General features: G+C 68.9%; 16 protein-coding genes and 2 pseudogenes. 9 read left to right on the forward strand and 9 right to left on the reverse strand.

The genetic code is table 11. The annotated features are described in order from the left end of the window. Positions 1–116 precede the first annotated feature (116 nt). Positions 117–833, forward strand: coding sequence for a DUF5518 domain-containing protein (locus tag GJ629_RS07035; RefSeq protein ID WP_157512361.1), 717 nt, complete (start codon positions 117–119; stop codon positions 831–833). Positions 834–860: 27 nt separating this feature from the next. Here the strand turns inward: GJ629_RS07035 and GJ629_RS07040 are convergent, their stop codons facing one another. After that, positions 861–1,346 carry a dihydrofolate reductase gene (locus tag GJ629_RS07040; protein WP_157512362.1) on the reverse strand — a complete coding sequence of 162 codons (486 nt, stop codon included), beginning with the start codon at positions 1,344–1,346 and terminating at the stop codon, positions 861–863. 80 nt (positions 1,347–1,426) lie between these two features. Between GJ629_RS07040 and GJ629_RS07045 the strand changes: the two genes are divergently transcribed. The 4 genes from GJ629_RS07045 (at position 1,427) to GJ629_RS07060 (ending at position 5,415) form a co-directional block, all read left to right on the forward strand. After that, positions 1,427–2,803: a DUF6498-containing protein gene (locus tag GJ629_RS07045; protein ID WP_157512363.1), complete on the forward strand. Its 1,377-nt coding sequence runs from the start codon at positions 1,427–1,429 to the stop codon at positions 2,801–2,803. A gap of 41 nt (positions 2,804–2,844) precedes the next feature. Beyond that, the gene (locus tag GJ629_RS07050; RefSeq protein ID WP_157512364.1) at positions 2,845–3,624 is read left to right on the forward strand and encodes a TSUP family transporter; all 780 of its coding nucleotides are present in this window, start codon (positions 2,845–2,847) and stop codon (positions 3,622–3,624) included. A 204-nt stretch (positions 3,625–3,828) separates the two neighbouring features. After that, on the forward strand, positions 3,829–4,752 hold the full coding sequence (locus GJ629_RS07055) for a sulfite exporter TauE/SafE family protein (RefSeq protein ID WP_157512365.1): 924 nt from the start codon (positions 3,829–3,831) through the stop codon (positions 4,750–4,752). A gap of 129 nt (positions 4,753–4,881) precedes the next feature. Then, the gene (locus tag GJ629_RS07060) at positions 4,882–5,415 is read left to right on the forward strand and encodes a GNAT family N-acetyltransferase (protein ID WP_157512366.1); all 534 of its coding nucleotides are present in this window, start codon (positions 4,882–4,884) and stop codon (positions 5,413–5,415) included. 15 nt (positions 5,416–5,430) lie between these two features. On the opposite strand, the gene GJ629_RS16950 is transcribed toward GJ629_RS07060, so the two are convergent. The 6 genes from GJ629_RS16950 to GJ629_RS07085 form a co-directional block, all read right to left on the reverse strand. Beyond that, positions 5,431–6,060, reverse strand: a complete 630-nt coding sequence (locus tag GJ629_RS16950; protein WP_231754533.1) for an MBL fold metallo-hydrolase RNA specificity domain-containing protein — start codon at positions 6,058–6,060, stop codon at positions 5,431–5,433. After that, on the reverse strand, positions 5,943–7,040 hold the full coding sequence (locus GJ629_RS07065; RefSeq protein WP_231754534.1) for an MBL fold metallo-hydrolase: 1,098 nt from the start codon (positions 7,038–7,040) through the stop codon (positions 5,943–5,945). The genes GJ629_RS16950 and GJ629_RS07065 overlap by 118 nt, the downstream gene beginning before the upstream one ends. Before the next feature lie 6 nt (positions 7,041–7,046). Further along, positions 7,047–7,988: an Ig-like domain-containing protein gene (locus GJ629_RS07070; RefSeq protein ID WP_157512367.1), complete on the reverse strand. Its 942-nt coding sequence runs from the start codon at positions 7,986–7,988 to the stop codon at positions 7,047–7,049. Continuing rightward, the gene (locus GJ629_RS07075) at positions 7,985–12,019 is read right to left on the reverse strand and encodes a glucodextranase DOMON-like domain-containing protein (RefSeq protein WP_157512368.1); all 4,035 of its coding nucleotides are present in this window, start codon (positions 12,017–12,019) and stop codon (positions 7,985–7,987) included. The genes GJ629_RS07070 and GJ629_RS07075 overlap by 4 nt, the downstream gene beginning before the upstream one ends. A gap of 242 nt (positions 12,020–12,261) precedes the next feature. Next, the gene (locus tag GJ629_RS07080) at positions 12,262–12,705 is read right to left on the reverse strand and encodes a hypothetical protein (RefSeq protein ID WP_157512369.1); all 444 of its coding nucleotides are present in this window, start codon (positions 12,703–12,705) and stop codon (positions 12,262–12,264) included. Positions 12,706–12,707: 2 nt separating this feature from the next. Then, positions 12,708–13,229 (reverse strand): ArsR family transcriptional regulator, encoded by a 522-nt coding sequence (locus GJ629_RS07085; protein ID WP_157512370.1) that lies wholly within the window; start codon positions 13,227–13,229, stop codon positions 12,708–12,710. A gap of 162 nt (positions 13,230–13,391) precedes the next feature. Here GJ629_RS07085 and GJ629_RS07090 point away from each other — a divergent pair, with 162 nt between their 5' ends. After that, entirely contained in the window at positions 13,392–14,261 is an 870-nt protein-coding gene (locus GJ629_RS07090) for a transcriptional regulator (protein WP_157512371.1), read from the forward strand. A gap of 12 nt (positions 14,262–14,273) precedes the next feature. Here GJ629_RS07090 and GJ629_RS07095 read toward each other — a convergent pair whose 3' ends face one another. Together GJ629_RS07095 and GJ629_RS07100 are read right to left on the reverse strand one after the other, a co-directional pair. Beyond that, the gene (locus GJ629_RS07095; protein ID WP_157512372.1) at positions 14,274–14,939 is read right to left on the reverse strand and encodes a polyprenyl synthetase; all 666 of its coding nucleotides are present in this window, start codon (positions 14,937–14,939) and stop codon (positions 14,274–14,276) included. Positions 14,940–15,191: 252 nt separating this feature from the next. Continuing rightward, positions 15,192–15,605: a zinc ribbon domain-containing protein gene (locus GJ629_RS07100; protein ID WP_157512373.1), complete on the reverse strand. Its 414-nt coding sequence runs from the start codon at positions 15,603–15,605 to the stop codon at positions 15,192–15,194. Positions 15,606–15,720: 115 nt separating this feature from the next. Here GJ629_RS07100 and GJ629_RS07105 point away from each other — a divergent pair. From GJ629_RS07105 to GJ629_RS07115, 3 genes and pseudogenes are all read left to right on the forward strand, one after another. After that, positions 15,721–16,742: pseudogene (locus GJ629_RS07105) on the forward strand (LLM class flavin-dependent oxidoreductase). 51 nt (positions 16,743–16,793) lie between these two features. Continuing rightward, the gene (locus GJ629_RS07110) at positions 16,794–18,218 is read left to right on the forward strand and encodes an APC family permease (protein WP_157512374.1); all 1,425 of its coding nucleotides are present in this window, start codon (positions 16,794–16,796) and stop codon (positions 18,216–18,218) included. After that, a pseudogene (locus tag GJ629_RS07115) lies at positions 18,218–18,705 on the forward strand (universal stress protein); the annotation flags it as partial. The gene GJ629_RS07110 and the pseudogene GJ629_RS07115, both read left to right, overlap by 1 nt.

Consider the following 18,705-nt stretch of genomic DNA (forward strand, 5'->3'; position numbering starts at 1 on the left):
GGACGCTGTTCGACGCTCTCCAGCTGTACAACGATATCTCCTGACGCGCCTCGCCGCGTTTCACTGGGTGCAGTGTGGCACCCGCCTATATGCACTCGACGCCACTCTAGACGAGTATGTCGAGCGTCAACACCGAATCCGACACCGGCGGCCGTCCGGAGAACGGCCCGACCGCCGGGCGCGACCCCGTCCCGGAAGCGGTCGACTGGGCGATAAGCGGCGTCGTCGGACTGATCGGACTGTTCGTGACCGTCTTCGGCGCGTGGCTGTTCGTCGCCATCGACAGGCAGGTCATCTCGGACGCCGTCCGCGCGGAGGGCGTCGAACTCAACGGCATCACGCCCTCGGAAGCGGTCACCGCCGGCGTCCCGTTCGTCGAGTGGTCCGCCGTTGGTATCGTCGTTACCGGCCTCCTGTTGGCCCTCGGAGCAGGGCTGTTCATCCGGCGGCGGCGGGCGACCCGTCGCCGCGTCGACCGCGAGGGCGGGACGACCGCCACCTTCTGGGCCGCCACCGTCTACGGGGCCGCAGTGACCGTCGTCACCTCGTTCGTCCCGGTTTCGGCGGCCGTCGGCGGCGGCGTCGCGGCGTCGCTCCGTGACGGCCGTGACGCGACCCGCGTCGGCGCGGCCGCCGGCGTGTTCCCCACTGCCCTGTCGGCACCGTTCGTACTGCTCCTCTCCGTCGGCTTCCTCGTCGGTGCCGACGCTATCGGCCAACTCGGCGGCGGCGTGTTCTTGGCCGGTATCTCGCTGTTCGGCCTCCTCTTCGCCGGCGTGTTCAACGCCGTCCTCGGGGCCGCCGGTGGCTGGATCGCCGACCGGTGGCTCTGACAGTTCTCTCGCCGTCGAGTGACGCTGTCAGTCCCCGTCGGCCCGCACCCACTCTTCGAGGGTGAAGCGGTCGTACTCGGTCGTCTCGACCAGTTCCCAGTCGGCCTCGTCGTACTCGGGGTAGCGGGTGTCGCCCTCGTACTCGCCGTGGACCCGCGAGAGGACCATTCGGTCGACGTGCGGTTGGAAGAGGTCGTAGATGACGCCGCCGCCGATGACGTACGCCCGCTCTCGACCCAGCGACGCCGCTACCTCGATTGCGTCCTCGACGTCCCCGGCGGCGTGGGCCGTCTCGACGTCGTAGGCCCGCTGTGAGCGGCTCAGCACTATCTGGGCGCTACCGGGGAGGTCGTCCCGCATCGCGTCGAAGGTGACGCGGCCGAGGATCACCGGCCACTCGGCGATGCGGTCCCGATACTGCTGTTTGTCGGCCGGGATCGACGGCCACGGCAGTTCCCCGTCGTCGCCGATCACACCGTTCTCGGCGACCGCGGCGACCGAAATCAACTCCATACCGGGCGTACGTGGCCGGCGCTGTTAACTGCTGGCCGTCTCCCGAACACTCAATGTCCTCTCGGCCGGTAGCGTCCCGTGTGATCGAGCCCTCCGCTCGAAACCGACGGCTCGGCCTCGCCGTGGTCGTCGCCGGCAATCTGGTCCCCCTCGTCGGTGTCGCCCGCTGGGAGTGGAACCTCTGGACGCTGCTGGCGCTGTACTGGCTGGAAGCGCTCGGGACGCTGCTGCTCGCCGCCGTCGAGGCGCTGTTCGCCCGACAGGGCTCGCCCGATGCGCCGGGTATCGCGCCGCTGTACGACCTCCGGGAGAAGCGCGGCGGCGTCACGCTCCGCGAGGGATGGCCGCCGGTGTACCCGCGGAACGTCCCGTTCGCGGTGTCGATGCTCGGAATGTGGTCGGCTACCGTCCTCCCGATCAGCCTCCTCGCGTGGGTCGCGCTCTCGCCGACGTTCTCGCCGGGACTGCTCGTCGGTGCGCTCGCCGTCCTCGTCGCCCACGCCTTCGACTTCCGGTTCGACTACATCGCGAACGAACGGTACGCCGACGTCTCGGCGCGGGAACTCCTCCGGGTGCCGGGACAGCACGTCGCCGTGGTGATCCTGCTGGCTCCGTTCGCCGCCGGCGACGTCGCGTCGGGGACCGCGCTGCTCGTCGGCGTCGTCCTCGCCAAGACGGCGGCCGCCGGCTACCGGTACCACGTCGACCACGGCGGAACGCCGCTGGTCGAGTTGTTCGAGTGGCTCTCGCTCGCCCGGATGCGGGAACCGCCACCCACGGTTTCAATCCCCGACGCGCCGGTCGACGGTCGGGTCCGCACGGACACGCGGGCCGTCGTCCTCGGTAGCGCGGTGCCGCTGGCGGTCACGCTGGCCGGCCGCGGCGGCGTGCTGCTGGCGGCCCTGTTCGTCCTCGGTCTCGCCACGGGGTCGATTCTCCTCGTCGCTCTCGCCACGGCGGCCCTGTCGGCCGTCACGGTCGTAATCGTCCTCGCGCGGTATCTCCGGTACGGGACGCTCGTGTACCAGCGCCGCGGCGACACTATCGTCGCCTACGACCGCCTGCTGGCGGAACCACAGTGGACGGCGCCCGCGTACCCGGCCCGTATCGAGGTGGACAACGCCGTCCCGGACCGCCTGCTCGACACCGGCACCCTGATCCTGTCGACTAGCCGCACCGACGCGGACGACACCGTTCGTCTCGGCCCGGTCGCTGACCTCGACGACGCCGTCGAGACGCTCGACCTCCCGGTGTCCGACACCGACCGGCCGTCCGCGGACTACACGGTCGTCGCCGTCGCGACGGCCTTCGCGGCCCTGTTTCTCTTTTTCCCGCTGGGGCTACTCGCGAGTGCTGGCCCCGGCGACGGCTCCGTCGTCGGCGCTGCGTTCGTCCTCGTCGTGTTGCTCGCACCGCTCGTCGGGGCGTTGCTGTGGGCCGCACTCGCCCGTCTTTGACAGGCGACAGTGCTTCCCACTCCGCCGTCGAACCTCACCGTATGCTGTCCCAGTTATTCCTCCCGGTGGCGCTGACTCTCGCCGTCGTCCTCGCGGGCGCGGTCAACGGCCTCGCGGGGTTCGGGTTCGCACTCGTCGGGACGATGGTGCTGGCGACAGCTATCGACCCGGCGACGGCAGTCGTGTTTATGATCGTCCCGATACTGGGCGTCAACCTCTCGCTGGTCCGTGACCTCTCGACCGACCAGTTACGGACCTGCGGGCGCCGGTTCGGGCCGCTGATCGGGGCGGCGCTCGTCGGGACGGTCCTCGGATTGGTCGTCCTCTCGTCGCTCCCGCAGGGACCGCTGAAAGTCGGCCTCGGACTCGTCTCGCTCGGGTTCGTCGCCACCGCCCAACAGCGGGTCGCAATTCCGGGACTCGACCGCGCCCGGGAGGGCTGTTTCGTCGAGTCGACGCCGGCGATGGTCGGCGTTGGCGGCGTCTCCGGCGTCCTCTTCGGCGGGACCAACGTCGGCGTCCAGTTGATCGCGTACCTCCGGAGCTGTGACCTCCCGCACGGCCTGTTCGTCGGCGTCGTCGCGATGGTCTTCCTCGGCCTCAACGCGGTCCGCGTCGCGACTGCCGGCGCCTTGGGACTGTACCCGAGCCTCGCGGTGGCGCTCGCCTCCGTGGCCGCCGTCGTCCCCGCCGTCGCGGGCGTCGTCGTCGGCAAGCGCCTCCGGTCGTCCGTCGGTGAACCCCGCCGCCGGACCGTCGTCCTCGCCCTCCTGACACTCGTCGGCGTCCGACTCCTCCTCGGTGGCCTCGGTATCGCCTGAGCTACAACGAGCAAATATATCCGGTAGCTGTGACGCAGCCGGAGCGGCCGAAGGGGAGCCTGAACGGCGGAGACCGCTGCCGACAGCGTCGACCACTGTCGTCTAGCGACCGGGACGACCGCGAAAATCCCCGTGAGAGTAACCGCAAGTAACGTCCGGCTCGTACCCGGGGTACCAGCGGTTCGTTCGGCCCAGCGATCATCAATGAGTACATCGGAACCCACCGTCGACCCAGCGCAGTTCGTCTCGAACCTCCGTTCGTTTCGGTACCGAGAGGTACTGATGGCGTTCGCCACGCTCGCGGTCCTCGCGACGTCTATCCTCCTCTTTCCCGGCGTCGACAACCTCGGGCGCGGCATCCAGTCCGACGTCTCGCTCGGACTGCTCGCGGTGTTCGTCGGCGTCGCCATCCTCGCGGGGACCATCAAGGGGATGGTCGGGTTCGGCTACGCGCTGATCACGACGCCCATCTTCGCCACCGTTATCGACCCGACCTTCGCCGTCGTCATCCTCGCCATCCCGCCGTGGATGCTCAATATGTTTCAGATCGGCGAGACGAACACCGGCCTCTCCTTCCTCCGCGAGGAGTGGGTCCTCGTCGCCCTCGCCGTCGTCGGGTCCGTCATCGGCGTCGCCTTCCTCGCCGAGTTCAGCACCGGTCCCATCGTCCCCTTCCTCATCGGCCTCGTGATACTCGGCTACGTGCTGTTTCAACTCGGACAGGGGTTCGTCACCGTCGAACGGACGCACAACCCGTGGGCGCTGAGCACGGCCGGGTTCCTCCAGGGGTTCCTCCTCGCCGTCGCCAACCTCGGCCCGTTGCTCCCGACGTACTTCCACACCTTCGAGCGTGACCCCGAACGGTACATCGGCGGCCTCTCGATGGTCCTCGGCACGATATTCACTGTCCGCATCGTCCAGATGGCCTTGTTCACCGACCTGTTGACGCCGTACCGCCTGTGGCTCGGGTCGGCCATCGCCGTCGTCACCATCGTCGGCCTCCTTCTCGGCACCTACCTGCGCCGACTGGAGATTGACGAGGCGAAGTTCAACTGGTTCGTCGTCGCTCTCCTGTTCGTCATCTCGCTCAACATCTTCCGGAACACCGTCCCGGCGCTGTTTTTCTGACCCCGCGCCCTGTCGTCTACTGGTTCCGAGACTGGCGCAGCTTATCGGCTTAGCTTATCCAGCTGGCTCAGCTAATCCGCCAGCCGCTGGGACGACGATATATACGTCCGCCCGCCAGAACAGACACCGATGACTCGCGTCGAGCACCACCGCGACGCCACCGACTACCGCGAGGCGGTCCGGGACCTGTTGGCGTTGACGGATGCGGAGTTCCACCCGCCGCTGTCGGTCCGGGACGGTCCGACACAGACGGCGGACCTCGACGGCGTCCGCGACTCCAGCGTCGAGGGCTACGTCGACTCGATGATCGACCAGCAGTTCCTCCTCGTCCTCGACGGGACGACGCTGGCTGGGTTCCAGTCGTTCCGGACCGGCTACGACGCCGACGCCCTCGGCGCCCACACCCCAGCGACGTACGCGTCGACGCTCGTCGTCCACCCCGACTACCGCCGGGACGGCCACGCTCGGCGGCTGTACCGCCGCCTCCTGACCGACCCTGCCGGAGCCGGCGACCCCTACGTCGCTACCCGGACGTGGTCGACCAACGAGGCGCACCTCTCACTGCTCGACGAGTTGGGATTCGACCGCGTGGCGACGCTCGAAGACGACCGCGGGGCGGGTATCGACACCGTCTACTACGCGCGCGACACCGCCGAGGCCTGACCGACGGTCACCGCGTCACTCCCGCTCGATGCGGTCTTCCAGCGCCGCGATGCGGTCGTCGAGCGATTCGAGGTCGTCGGCGAGGCGTTCGCGTTCGGCTCGTATCGCGTCGAGTTCCGCCCGCAGGTCGCCGCCGACGCCGCTCGCGGACACCGAAATCGTCTCCATCGGTTCGGCGACCTGGACCGTCTCGGCGTCGACGTTCCCCTCTAAGTGGGCCGCCAGTTCCTCGCCGACCGCCGGGTCGCCGTGGACGAGGTGGACCTGCGGGGCGTCGGCGTCGCGGGCGAACTGCAACAGCGTGTTCGCGGCGGCGTGGCCCGAGAGACCGCCCACCCGCTTGACCCACGCCGTCGGCACCTCGATACTCTTCTCGTAGAAGTCATAGAGGTCGTTGTCCTGCCCCTCGTAGGCCGCCGGGTCGGCGTCCGGCCGGCGGTCTTCGAGGATGGCCTCGGTCGGCCGGTCGGCTTCCTCGGGGTACATCAGCGCCGAGACGGTGACCGACGCCACGTCGCCCGGTTCCTCTAGGAGTGCCCGTCCCGGCGTCCCGGCTGCTTGGTAGCCGACGAACAGCACTCTGGCGTCCTCGCAGTGCTCGGTGAGTTTCCAGAGGTAGAACGGCGACCACCCGCCGGTGAGCATCCCGCTCGGCGCGACGAGTATCGGCGTCCGGTCGCGTCGAGAAGTTCCTCCCGGTCGTCCATCGACGCCGGCTTGAACGCGCGGTCGGGGAGGAACGGCGTCGTGTCCCCGGAGTTGACCTTGTAGTTCACGACGGCGTCGTTCACCCACGGGTCGCTGGCGAAGGCGTGATAGACGTTCATCGAGTCCGCCATCAGACCGTCGTACACCAGCGCCACGTCCTCGGGAATCTGTGGCTCGCGCTCGCGGAACACCTGCAACAGCTCTTGGGCTCTCCCCATCCCGAAGGAGGGGACGAGGACGGGGACGCCGTCGCTCGCGGCCGACACCGCCGTCTCGAACACCTCGGTCCGGGCGTCGGTGAACGAGGGGTGCGTGAGCGTGTCGCCGTAGGTGCTCTCCAGAAAGAGGGCGTCGGCCGTCGGCGGCGCCGCGATGTCGGGGAGGTGGCCCGAGCGACCGCCGAGGTCACCGCTGACGAGGAGCCGCGCCCCCTCGTGTTCGAGCGCTAGCCACGCGCTCCCCAGCAGGTGGCCGGCGCTGCCGAACTCGTAGCCGACGTCCCGGTAGGTGTGCTGGCCGTAGGGGACGCCCTCGATTCTGTCGAGGACGGCTTCGACGTCGTCCTCGTCGTACTGTGGCGGGACGCCGCGCTCGTCGGCCTCCATCCGATGGAGCTTCAGGGAGTCCCACAGCATCACCGTCGCGAGCGCGTCGGTCGGCCGGGTCGCGATGATCGGCGCGTCCTCGGCGAGCAGTCCCCGCGCCTCCGCCACCGGCAGCGCCCCGATGTGGTCGACGTGGGCGTGCGTGCAGAACACCGCGTCCACCTCACCGGTGTCCAGTCCCGAGAAATCGGGGTACTCGGTCACGTGGCTCTGCTTGATGCCGCAGTCGACGAGGACGTCGTGTGGCCCTACTTCGACGTGGAGACAGCTACGGCCGACCTCTCCGACACCGCCCCGGGGTCGAACCTGCATACGTCGCTACGCTCGCGCGCCGGGAACTAAAAACGCCCCCGGAGCGCGGTCACTCCGCGCCGCTGTCGGCGGCTTCCTCCGCGTCGCCGTCGTCGGTTTCCGTGTCGTCGGTTTTGGCGGCCGAGGCCTCAGCCAGCACCTCGTCCTCGCCGAACAGGCTCCGTGCGGCGTAGGCCCCGCCGCAGCGGTGCCGAGGACGCCCGAGACGACGCCGAACCCGGGGCCGTCGCCCGCGGCAGTCGTGCCGTTGTCGGTCGACTTGTCGGTCGCGTTCGCGGCGCTGCCGGCCGGTTCGACCGGCACCTCGACGGTATCCGTGTCCGTCTTGCCCTGTCCGTCGTCGACAGTCACCTCGAAGACCAGCGTCGCCTGCCCGACCGACTCCGGGACGACGATTGTCGGCTTCGAACTGTCGGCGCTCGATAGTTCGACCGACGGCCCGCCGGTCTGGGTCCACTGGTAGCTGAGGTCGCCGCCGTTGGGGTCCGTCGAGTCGTAGGCGTCGACGGAGAGTATCGCGCCGGGTTCGACCGGCCGCGAGAACCCGTCGGTGAGGCCCGCGACGGCCTCCGGACCGGCGTTTGTAGACTGCGGGACGACGGTGACCGTCGTCGACGCCGTCGCGCTCTTGCCGGCCTCGTCGGTGACCGTCACCTCGAAGGTGAGGTCGGTTTCGGCGTCGACGCCGGGCGCGGTGAACGTCGGGTCTACCGCCGCCGGGTCCGAGAGGTCGACCGACGGGCCGCCGGTCTGGGTCCACTCGTAGCTCAGCGTGGCGTTCTCGGGGTGGCTGGACCCGGACGCGTCCAGCGTGACCTCGGTCGTCCCGAAGGCGGTCCGGTCGTCGCCGGCGGCCGCGAACGGCCCGGTGGGACCCGAGCGCTGGGGGACGAACGGGAGCGTCGACTGGCTGTCGGCCGAGAACGACATCGCCTCTGACTGGCTCACGCCTCGGGCGTGATCATGTCGATGGCGTTGGTGTTCATCGTGTCGTCGCGGCCGCCGCCGAGTGTCCACTCCGCCGGTTCGGCGTTGACGGCGCGTATCTTCCCGGACGCGAAGCCGTCGTAGCCGAACACCAGCGGCGCGAACTGCATCCGTTCGATGTCGCCGCCGAGGGCGTCCGTCGGGAAGTCGAAGGCCACCGCCTGCAGGTCGGGGTAGACCTCCGTACCCACGTCCTCGGAGATGATCGACCCGTCGGCCGTCTCGACGGCCTGCATACTGTAGCCGGTGACGGCGACGCGGTAGTGGTAGGGCTGCTGGAACTGGGTGTTGGTCCCGTCGCGGCCGGCGGTCGTCGCGGGCACGTCCGACCCGGCCTCGGGGTCCCGGAGGTAGACGTGGAAGTAGTACAGCGAGAAGCCCTGCGCGCCCGACCACGGGTTGGTTATCTCGCTGTTCATGTAGTAGACGAACCGGTAGCGGTCGCCCGTCCGGTAGAGTTCGACTTCGCTGATGTCGAACACGCCCGGTCCGAGGATGTCCGCGCTCGGGTACTCGTAGCTCCCGGGGCCGTGGTCGTCGCCGGACGCGTCCTCCCAGTGTTTGATCCGGGTCCCGGAGAACGTCGACAGCGGGAGCATCGGGAGGGCGTCCCCGGAGTCGAGCACCGACGACTGGTCGGCGCTCCCGGGGACGACCATATCGATGACCGCGGGGTCGTCACCGTCTCCCCCGCCGCCGAAGGCCGTCTCCGTCGCCGTCGCCTCGACCGGTCGGATCGCGCCCTCGGCGTCGGCACCCAACACGAGCGGTGCCACCGACGCCCCCGAGAGGTCGCCGCCGACGGCCGACTTCGGCACCGAGACGGTGACGGCGTCTATCGACCGGTAGGCGCCGACCGCGACGTCCTCGGTGACGACACTGCCGGCGCCGTCCTCGACGACGCTCTCGCCGGCGTGGCCCGAGGCGACCACGCGGTAGTCGTAGGGGCTCTCGAAGGCGACGTTCGTCCCCTCGCGCCCCTCTGTCCCCGTCGAGCCGTCGGCAGCCGGACTGGCGAGGTACACCTGCAGGTGTTGCAGCGAGAAGCCGTGGCCGCCGTCGTAGGGGTTGGTGAGGTCGCCGGCCATCTCGTAGACGAAGCGGTAGCGGTCGCCGGTGTCGTAGATGTCGAACGCCCCGATGTCGAAGGCGCCGTCCGGAATCGCGTCGTCGGTCGGGTAGGTGTAGCTCCCGGGTCCGGCGTCGTCGCCGGTCGCGTCCTCGAACTCGGCGATCAACTCACCGTCCAGCGGGTTCGTGAGGAGGACGTACGGTATCTCGACGTCCTCGCCGCCGAGGACCGCCCCCTGTGACCGGTCCTCGGGGACGAACAGGTCGGTGATCGGCGAGTCGCCGTCCGCCCCGCCGCCGAACTGTCGCTCGCCGGCGGACGCGCCGACGCCCATCACGCCGCCCGGCGCGTCCGGGTCGTAGCCGAGGACGAGCGGTGCCAGTTGCTTCTCGGCGAGGTCGCCCTCGATCGCGTGTTTCGGTACGTCGACGCGGATAGAGCGCGTGGAGGCGCTCGCGAACACCGACCCCTCGGCGAGTACGTCGCCGTCTGGCGTCTCCACGCGAGCCCCGTTCTCGCCGTCGGCGACGACGCGATACTGGTAGGGGTCAGACAGCGTCGCGCCGACACCCTCGCGGGCCTCCCGGGACCCGTCTGGCGTCGTCGGATCCCGGAGGTAGACCTGCAGGTGCTGGCTGGAGAACCGGCCGTCGTAGTCACGCGGGTTCTCGATGGGACCGTCGAAACTAAATCGTAGCTGGTAGGCCCGCTCGGACTCGTGGACGTCGAGGCGCGTCATATCGAACGCGCCGGGCGCGGCCTCGGTCGGCGGGTCGTAGCGGTCGTCGGCGCCCGCGCCGTCCTCGATACCGGTGACGTGGGTGCCGAGGCCGGACAGCGACGGCGTCTCAAGCACCGCGACGGAGTCGACGGTGACGCGCGTGGTGTCGCCATCGCCGTCGGCGCCCACGTCGGAGCCGGATATCAGGTCCGTCGTCGAGACGGCCCCTCGGAGGTCGACCGTCTCTTCCCCCTCGCCGAAGTTGAGGACGACGATGACCTTCTGCTCGCCCGCGTCCCGGCCGTAGGCGACGACGTTCTCGGAGTCGCTGTCGTAGTAGGCCCCGACCATCTCGGCGTCGTGTTGCAGTGCCGGAATCTCCTCGCGGGCGGAGATTAGCGACTCGTAGAACGCGAGGTGGTCCTCGTCGTACTCGTCCCAGTTCATAAACGCTCGGGCGTGGCCTTGGTCGGTGACGCGGGAGTCGCTGTACTCCGCCAGCGCGCGCTCCTGCCCGTAGTAGATCATCGGCGCGCCGGGGAGGGTGAACGTCGCGGCCGCGGCCGCCCGCTCGGCTTCCTTGTCGACGGAGTCCAGATACCGCGGCAGGTCGTGGTTCTCCAGATACTGGAGGAAGACCGTCCGGTCGGGGACGCCCGTCGCCGACCGCTCCCTGACGGCGTCGTAGATGGCGCTCGCCTCCAGCCCCTGGCCCACGTCGACCAGCGTCTCGTAGAGGATGTCGTCGAAGTGCTGGTCGAACTCCTGCTCGCTGAAGCGCCGCATATACGGGATGGTTTCGTCGAGCAGGAAGCAGTCGCTGTCGATGGCTTTCACGCGCTCGCGGACCTCCTTCCAGAAGCCGTGGGGGACGCCGTAGCCAACGTCACACCGGAAGCCGTCGACGCGTTCGGCCCAGAAGTCGACGGCCGCGAGGATGTGCTCGCGGGCCGCGACCCACTCGTAGTTGACGTTCATCAGGTCCGACCAACTGAAGTAGTTCGCCGGTTCCCCGCCCTCCAAGCGCTCGTACCACTCGTAGTACTTCGAGTCGGGGCCGCCCGACTGCCCTTGTTGGAAAAAGCGGTGGTCGATGTCGGTGTGGTTGATCACGAGGTCGAAACACACCTTGATGTCCCGCTCGTGGCAGGCGTCGACGAACGCCTCGTAGGCCTCGACGGTGCCGAGTTCGTCGGCGGTGTCGAAGTAATCGAGCGTGTCGTAGCCGTGGGGGCCGCCGACGGGGTTCTCCTCGCGGTGGGTGCCGGCGTCGACGATGGGCGTGAGCCACACCACGTCGATGCCCAGATCCGCGAGGTAGTCGACCCGCGACTGCAGATACGAGAAGTCGACCTCGCCGGCCTCGGAGCCGAACGACCGGGTGAATATCTCGTACATCGTGGCGTCTTTCAGCCACTCCGGCGGCGCGTTCAGCGACCCGCCCGACCCCGACTCGGCGTCGAGTTCGACGGTCCCGACGACGCTCGGTCGGTCGTCGACGGCCACCGCGTGGAGACGTGCCTGCCCGTCGACGGCGCTCTCGGGAACGGTCGCCGTCGCGCCGTCGACGGTCACGTCACCCTCGCTCAGGCCGTCCCGGTCGTCGGTGAGGAACTCGACGGTCAGCTCCCCGGGCGCGGACCCGCTGTCGGGCGCGACGGCGGGGTTTGCTTCGACGACGAACTCCCCGGCCGCACTGTCGTACTCGACGGTCGGGCGGACCCGCGGCGGGCCGGCGGCGTCGGCGGGCGGTTCGGGGTAGACCCTGACGCTCAGTTCGTGGGTGCCGTCGGGGGCGTCCAGTTCGAGGCGGTAGGTGCCCGGCACGTCGGGGTCGAACTCCTCGACTGCGCCGGCGCCGTAGTCGTACTCGTCTGGCGTCGTGTACAGCGAGTCGACCGCGCTGCCCTCGGGCGTGTCGACGACGCGCCAGCTAAAGGCGTCCGCCGGGTAGTTCTCGGGGTCGCGCTCGGGGTCGGGGACCCGCGGTGCCAGCAGGTCGCGTTCGTCCGGCGAGGAGTCGCCCTTGTAGTCGGCGCGGGGCGGGTCGACTATCTGCTCGCCCGCGTGGATCACCCGCGGCGGGCCGGGGTGGTGGCTGTACGTCGTGGTCCGTGTCTCGGTGTCCGCGGCCGCTGTCGGGAGCGCCGCCAGCGCACCGAGGCCGGCCACGCTACCGAGATACTGTCGTCGTCGCATGGGTGCAACGAGGGTGGGCCGTGAGTAGGATATAGCTAATCAGAACCGCAGTTCTGTTCGCCGGCAGGTAGCTTCGTGGCCGCGATACGGCCATATGATTTCCGTAGCGTCCGCGACACGGCCGTCTCGACCGTGACCGTTCGGGCTGGCTCCCGCCGGAGCGTCCCGGGAGCGCGGTCGGCAGCGGGCCGTGTTGTGAAATCTCGTTCTGTTCGGCGGGACCCGTGTCTCTCGGATAGCTCTCAGGGCGGGTTCGACTGCGAGTTCACCACCGACGGGTCGTCCCGGTTGTAGGCTGTCCGCCAGCAGTGCAGCACCGCTCGAGCGACGATATCGACGTGTTCGACTTCGATACACGAGGGCTCCCGCGTATCGGCAGCGGGTGGCTCGTGGACGTGTTTCTCGGGGGCGTGTGGCTCCGGATGGCGGTCGAACCGAAAATCGATCCCATCGGGCTCAGTATAGTGAAAGTTGTAGCAGTCACGTTCGGTCCAGACGATATCGAAGCGCCCGCTGGGACTGTCTCCGAATCCATCGTCGACGGTGATGTTCAGTTCGAGTTGCGGATCGAGTCGCTCGCCCAACTTCTGATCGGTGACCAGCGGCTCGTGTTCGAGGAAGATATCCCGGATCCGTTGGAGGGCTTCGTAGTCGATCGGTCCCGTGTCCCCGGTGAGATACGACATTCTCAGGCGACCACGTTCCGGGCGTCGTAGAAGCTGATCGCCGCTTTCGTGAGGTAGAGGTTCCTCTGTGCCGTCTGCCACGTCGTGTGGTCGTCCCACCCGTCCTGATCGTCCGGGTCGAGTTGCTGGGCGAGTTCCGCCGGAGACTCGACGCCGTATCTCGTCCTGACCTCTTGGACTGTCCGTTTCAGTTCCTGCAGTGACTCGACTAACTCCTCCTCGGAGTACTCCTCGTGAAGCTTCAGCACCTGCTGGTAGATGTACATCCGGTCGTTGCGCTTGTACAGTGCCCCCTGCCCACCGTCTATCTTCTCGACGACCCCCATCCCGGTGAGTTCGTCGAGTTCGTCACGGACCACTGGTTCGCTTGCCCGCGCTCGCTCCGCTATCTCGGCGGCTGGCGTCGGCTCGGTCGTCCGCGTGGCGACGGCTTTTATGCGCTCGCGTGTCGTCGTCTCGCGTTTCCAGTCGTCTACTGCCGCCTCGTTCACGTCGTCGTACGCTTCGATTGGCTCAGATGTCATCGATATCCGGTGTCTCCATCGACCGCATACATAATATATCGTTCTAAATCAAAATATATGTTTTGTAGGCTGCATTGGGTAGCGGGGATGGATCCACGACTCGATACCCGATGAGCTGTGGACTGCGACAACTTCAACACCGCGACCGTGCTTCGAACCGGTATGAACGACTCGGAGCAGGACGTCGACAGCGAGGCCGCCGCGGACGCGTTCGGCGTCCTCGCCGACGACACGCGGATCGACATTCTGCTCTCGCTCCCCCAGTCTGACGGCATCCCCTTCGCCGACCTCCAGCGGGCGTCCGGCATCGAGGACAGCGGCCGGTTCAACTACCACCTCGACAAACTCGTCGGTCTGTTCGTCCACAAGAGCGACGCCGGCTACCGGTTGACCTCTATCGGCGCGCGGGCTGTCGACCTGTTGCTCGACGCCCGGTTCGGCCCCGACTCCCCGCCGCCCATCGACCGGGAGACTGACACTCCTTGCCCGGCGTGTTCTTCCCCGCTGCGCGTCCGCTACGAGGACGGCGATATGCGGCTGATCTGCACCGACTGCGGGGCCATCGTCCAGTACGGCTACTTCCCGCCGCGGGGCCGGATGGTACGGGACGAAGACGAGACCCTCGACGCCTACTCCCGGCAGGTCTGGCGTGAGGTGACGCTCGCCCACCGGGGGCTGTGTCCCCACTGTGGCGGCGTCCTCGAGACGGCGGTGGACACCGACCCCGAGTGGGGCGTCGACTACGCGGCCACCGGGGACTGCCAGCAGTGCTCGACGGTGTACAGTTCCCCGCTTGGCGCGCGACTGCTCGCGGACCCCGACGTGGTGTCCTTTCTCGCCGACCACGGCGAAGCTATCGACGAGCGCCGGTTCTGGGAGTTCGACTTCTACTTCGATGGCGACGCCGTGACCGCCGTCTCGGAGGCCCCGCCGCGCTATCGACTCACCGTCTCGGAGGGCGAGGAGCGACTCGAAGTGACGCTCGACGGCGACGGGAACGTGGTCGGGACGGCCCGTCGTCGGCCGCGCTGAGACGCCGAGCGGTCACTCGATGCCGGAGGCGGGAGCCGACCGTCTGGCGAGGACGCGGAGGGGGGAGTCGTCAGCGGAGTGGTCCAGTTCGTCGAGCGCACGTATCGCCTGCTCTCGCCGGCGCTCGGCGTGGTCTCGGAGCCGTTCGACCTCGCCGTCGGTCGGGAGCGCGACGGTCGCAGCCGTGCCGGGCCCCAAGCGGCGGTGTATCTCCCGGGCCGTGGCGAGGCCCTCGCCGACGGTGGAGGCTATCTCCCGCCGTGTCGGTGTGCCCTCGGCTAGCGTCGCGCCGAGACGGGCCGCGCCGGCGCCGACGGCGCCTGCGGTGCCGTCGACGAACTCGGCGGGCGGACACGACTCCTCGGCGTAAGCGGCCGCGAACGTGGTAGTCACCGTCGAGACGACCTCCGAAAGGACCTCGAAGCCGCCGGCCCGGGAGACGCCGGACCCGCGACCGAGCGCTGTGAACGCGGCCGTATAGAGCAAGTCACCCGCGAGTAGCGTCGTCGTCGTCTCCGCCGGCGGGACATCATCGTCGCTGGCGCGCGCGAGCAACCGATTCCGGGCGAGGGCGTACCCACGCAGCAACTCGACGGCGGCCGCCGCCGGGAGCGCCGGGTCGACGCCGTCGTCCGCGGAAAACGCCGTGTACGCCGACACCGCCAGGTCCCGTACCACCGGTCGTCGGGCTCCGCGACCAGCTCCCGGGCGAGGGCGGCCCCTGCCCCGTCGGCGTCGCCGAGCACGCGGTCTAGCTGTGCGTCGATTGCCGGTCGCCGTATCGGTGTCTCGGTCATCGTTTGAGCCTCTCCAGCCGGTGTCGCGGGCCCGACGTGCGGGCTCCCGGGCCGGTGTCCTCCCGCCGTCGTCGATACTTACTGAACAATTAGTCAAAACGGTTGTGGAACGCCGACGGCCGGCCTGCACGTGTCAGTCCTCGTTTTCGACGGTGTCGAACGCCGGGACGCGCGCCGTACACCAGTGACAGAACTCCAGGTCGGTGTCCAGTTCCTTCCCGCAGTTGGGACAGTGGGTCAGCGACCCGTCGTCGGTGACCGTCACCGCCGCCACCGCGTTGTGGGTGCGGGCGAGGAGGTACGCGTCGGCGACGCTACCGCTCGCGACGACGAGTACCGGTAGCAGCGCCATCGGATCGACCGACGACCCGGCGGCGATGGCCGCAAGCGTCGCCGTGTCGACGAAGACGTAACTCGTCCCGAACAGGACCGCGAGCCACCCGAGGGCGCGGCGCCAGCGGCGGAGATAGAGGTGCCCGAGGCCCGTCACGAGCGTCCCGAGAACGACGGCGAGCCACGGCCGTTTCCGCGACGGAGTACTACTCATACGGGAACTTACTGAACAGTCAGTCATAAGTCTTGTCGGTATTGTTCGTACCCGGGAGCGGCGTGAGTTCCGTCGCTGACCGAACAGTTAACTCCGGGACTCTCCGAGGCCGGGTATGAAACTCTCCGCCGTCGACCTCTCGCCGGTGCCGGACGGTGGCACCGCGACCGAGGCGTACGAGAACACCGTCGAGGCCGCCAAACAGGCCGAACGGCTCGGATTCGAGCGGTTCTGGGTCGCCGAACACCACGGGATGGCGTCGACGCTCGCCGGGACGACCCCGGAGGTGTTGCTCGGTCGCCTCGCGGCCGAGACGGACACCATCAGGATCGGTTCCGGCGCGGTGTTGCTCAACCACTACAGCCCGTTCAAAGTCGCCGAGCAGTTCGGGACGCTGGACGGCCTCGCCCCGGGCCGCGTCGACGCGGGCCTCGGCCGGGCCAACGGGTCGCCCGCCGCCGACCGGGCGCTGGGCACCGACCGCCGCGTCGCCGACCCCGACGAGGACCACACCGAGAAGGTGACCGCCGTGGCGAACCACCTCTACGACGACTACCCTGAGGGCCACCCCTACGCCGACCTCGAAATCCCGCGGTCGGGCGAGGGCCCGCCCGTCCCGTGGATGCTGGGGTCGAGCGGTTCGAGCGCGACCATCGCCGCCGAACTGGGCCTGCCCTTCTGCTTCGCCGCGTTCATCCGCCCGCAGTTCGCTACTCGGGCGTTCGACGCCTACGAAGAGCAGTTCCAGCCCTCGGACCTCGCCGGCGGCGTCGACGAACCTCGGGGTATCGTCGCGGTCAACGCCGTTTGCGCCGAGACCGACGAGGAGGCCGCGCGTCTGCGTGCCGTCGCCGAGGCTTCCTACAAGCGGATGCAGCGGGGCGAAATCGGGACGACGCCGTCCGTCGAGACGGCCATCGACGAACTCGGGGGCGTCCCCGACCCGACGCCCGCGACCCTCGACGACGGGGCGTGGCCCCGCGCCATCTCGGGAAGTCCCGAGACGCTCGCGGGCCTCCTCGACCAACTCGCCGACCGCGTCGCGTCGAGGAAGTGATGCTCCAGCACGTCCTCGCCGACCACGAGGACGCGCTCCGGTCGCACGAACTGCTGGCCGAGGCCGTCGACCCCTCCTGATCTGTCACACTATCCCACAGTTATTCCCGGGAGCCGCTGGAACCCCGCCGTATGGACGAGGAGTCGCTCGGTCACAACATCGAGGGCGACACACCGGACGCCCAACCGGTCGTCGAGACGGACGAGGCGACGATCACGGACGACGCCGAGCTAGAGCGGACGCTCGGGTTGCCCGGCGGCCTCGCCATCGGTATCGGGACGATGATCGGCGCGGGCATCTTCGTCTTCCCGGGGCTCGCGGGCGCGGAGGTGGGGACCGCCGCGACGGCGTCGTTCGCGGTCGGCGGCCTCATCGCGCTGTTGGTCGCGCTCCCGACCTCCGAGTTGGCGACGGCGATGCCCAAAAGCGGCGGCGGCTACTACTTCGTCTCCCGCGGGCTGGGGACGCTCGCCGGCACCGTCATCGGGCTCTCGCTGTGGCTCGGACTGGTGTTTGCGACCGCCTTCTACCTCGTCGGCCTCGGCTTCTACGCGCTCGACGGCCTCGCGCAGGTCGGCGTCACGGTCGGCGCTTCGCCGGGACTGCTCGTCTCGGTCATCGCCGTCGTCGCCGGCCTCGGGTTCACCGTCCTGAACGTTACGGGGACCGAGAACGCCGCCAAACTCCAGAACGGCATCGTCGCGCTGTTGCTGTCGATGCTGGTCGCCTTCCTCGCGTTCGGGATGGCCGACGCGCTCGGTATCGTCGACGCCGGGACTCCACCGGGCGAGGCGGCGGATGTCTGGGCGGTCGGCCCGATCCTGTCGGTCGCGGCGCTGGTCTTTACCTCGTATCTCGGCTTCGCACAGGTCGCGACCGTCGCGGGCGAGATGAAATCGCCCGGCCGGAACCTCCCGCTGGCGATGATCGGCTCGGTCCTGATCGTCACGGCGATGTACGTGGTGACGATATTCGTCGCGACGAGCGTCTTCACGCAGGACGCGCTCGCGGCCGCGGGCGAGACGGCGATGGTCGAAATCGGCCGGCAACTCCTCGGCGCCCCGGGTGCGCTGGTCATCATCGTCGGCGGGCTACTGGCGACGATGTCTTCGGCCAACGCCTCGATACTCAGCACCTCGCGGGCCATCTACGGTGTCTCGAAGGACGCGCTCTTGCCGCGGTGGGCCAGTCGGATCAACCTCAGATACGGGACGCCACACGTCGCGCTGGGGTTGGCCGGCGGCCCGGTCGTCGTGCTGGCGGCGACCCGACAGGTCCAGTTGCTCGCGGAGGTCGCCTCCTTCCTCCACCTCGTGATGTACGGCCTGATGTGCGTGGCGCTGATCGCTATCCGCCGGGACGAGCCCGAGTGGTACGACCCCGATTTCACCGTCCCCGGCGGGCCGGTGATTCCCGCCGTCGGGGCGCTGGCGAGTTTCGACCTCATCGCGTTTATGGACCCGCTCTCCATCGGCGTCGGCCTCGGCGTCATCGCCGCGACCGCCGGGTGGTACTTCTATTACGCCCGCGACGTTACTCTCAAGGGGGCTCTCTGATGACTCGCGTACTCGTCCCCGTCGCAGTGTTGGACGGCGAGACCGTCTCCTCCGGCCTGATGGCGCTGCTCGGGACTGTCGACGTGACCGTGCTCGGCTACCACGTCCTGCCCGAACAGACGCCGCCGGATCAGGCCCGGAGCCAGTTCGAGGACCGCGCCACGGCGGCGCTCGTGGACCTGCGCGAGGAGTTTGAGGCCGCCGGCGGGGCAGCCGACCACCGCCTCGTGTTCACGCACGACCGCGAGCAGACGATGACGCGCGTCGCCGACGACGTCGGGCGCGGGGGGCCTACGCCATCTCCGGGGCGACCGGCGACGTCGAGGACCTGCTCGTCTCGCTGTCGGCCCCGGTGGACACGGACCGCCTCGCCGAGTTCGTGATCGAACTCGTCGGCGAACCGCCCGATAGCCGTCACGCTGTTCCTGCCGACCGCGAGCGAGGACGACACCGACGCCCGTCTCGACGCCGCCGCCGACCGCCTCCG

It is taken from the genome of Halapricum sp. CBA1109 (assembly GCF_009741825.1).
Classification (GTDB): Archaea; Halobacteriota; Halobacteria; order Halobacteriales; family Haloarculaceae; genus Halapricum.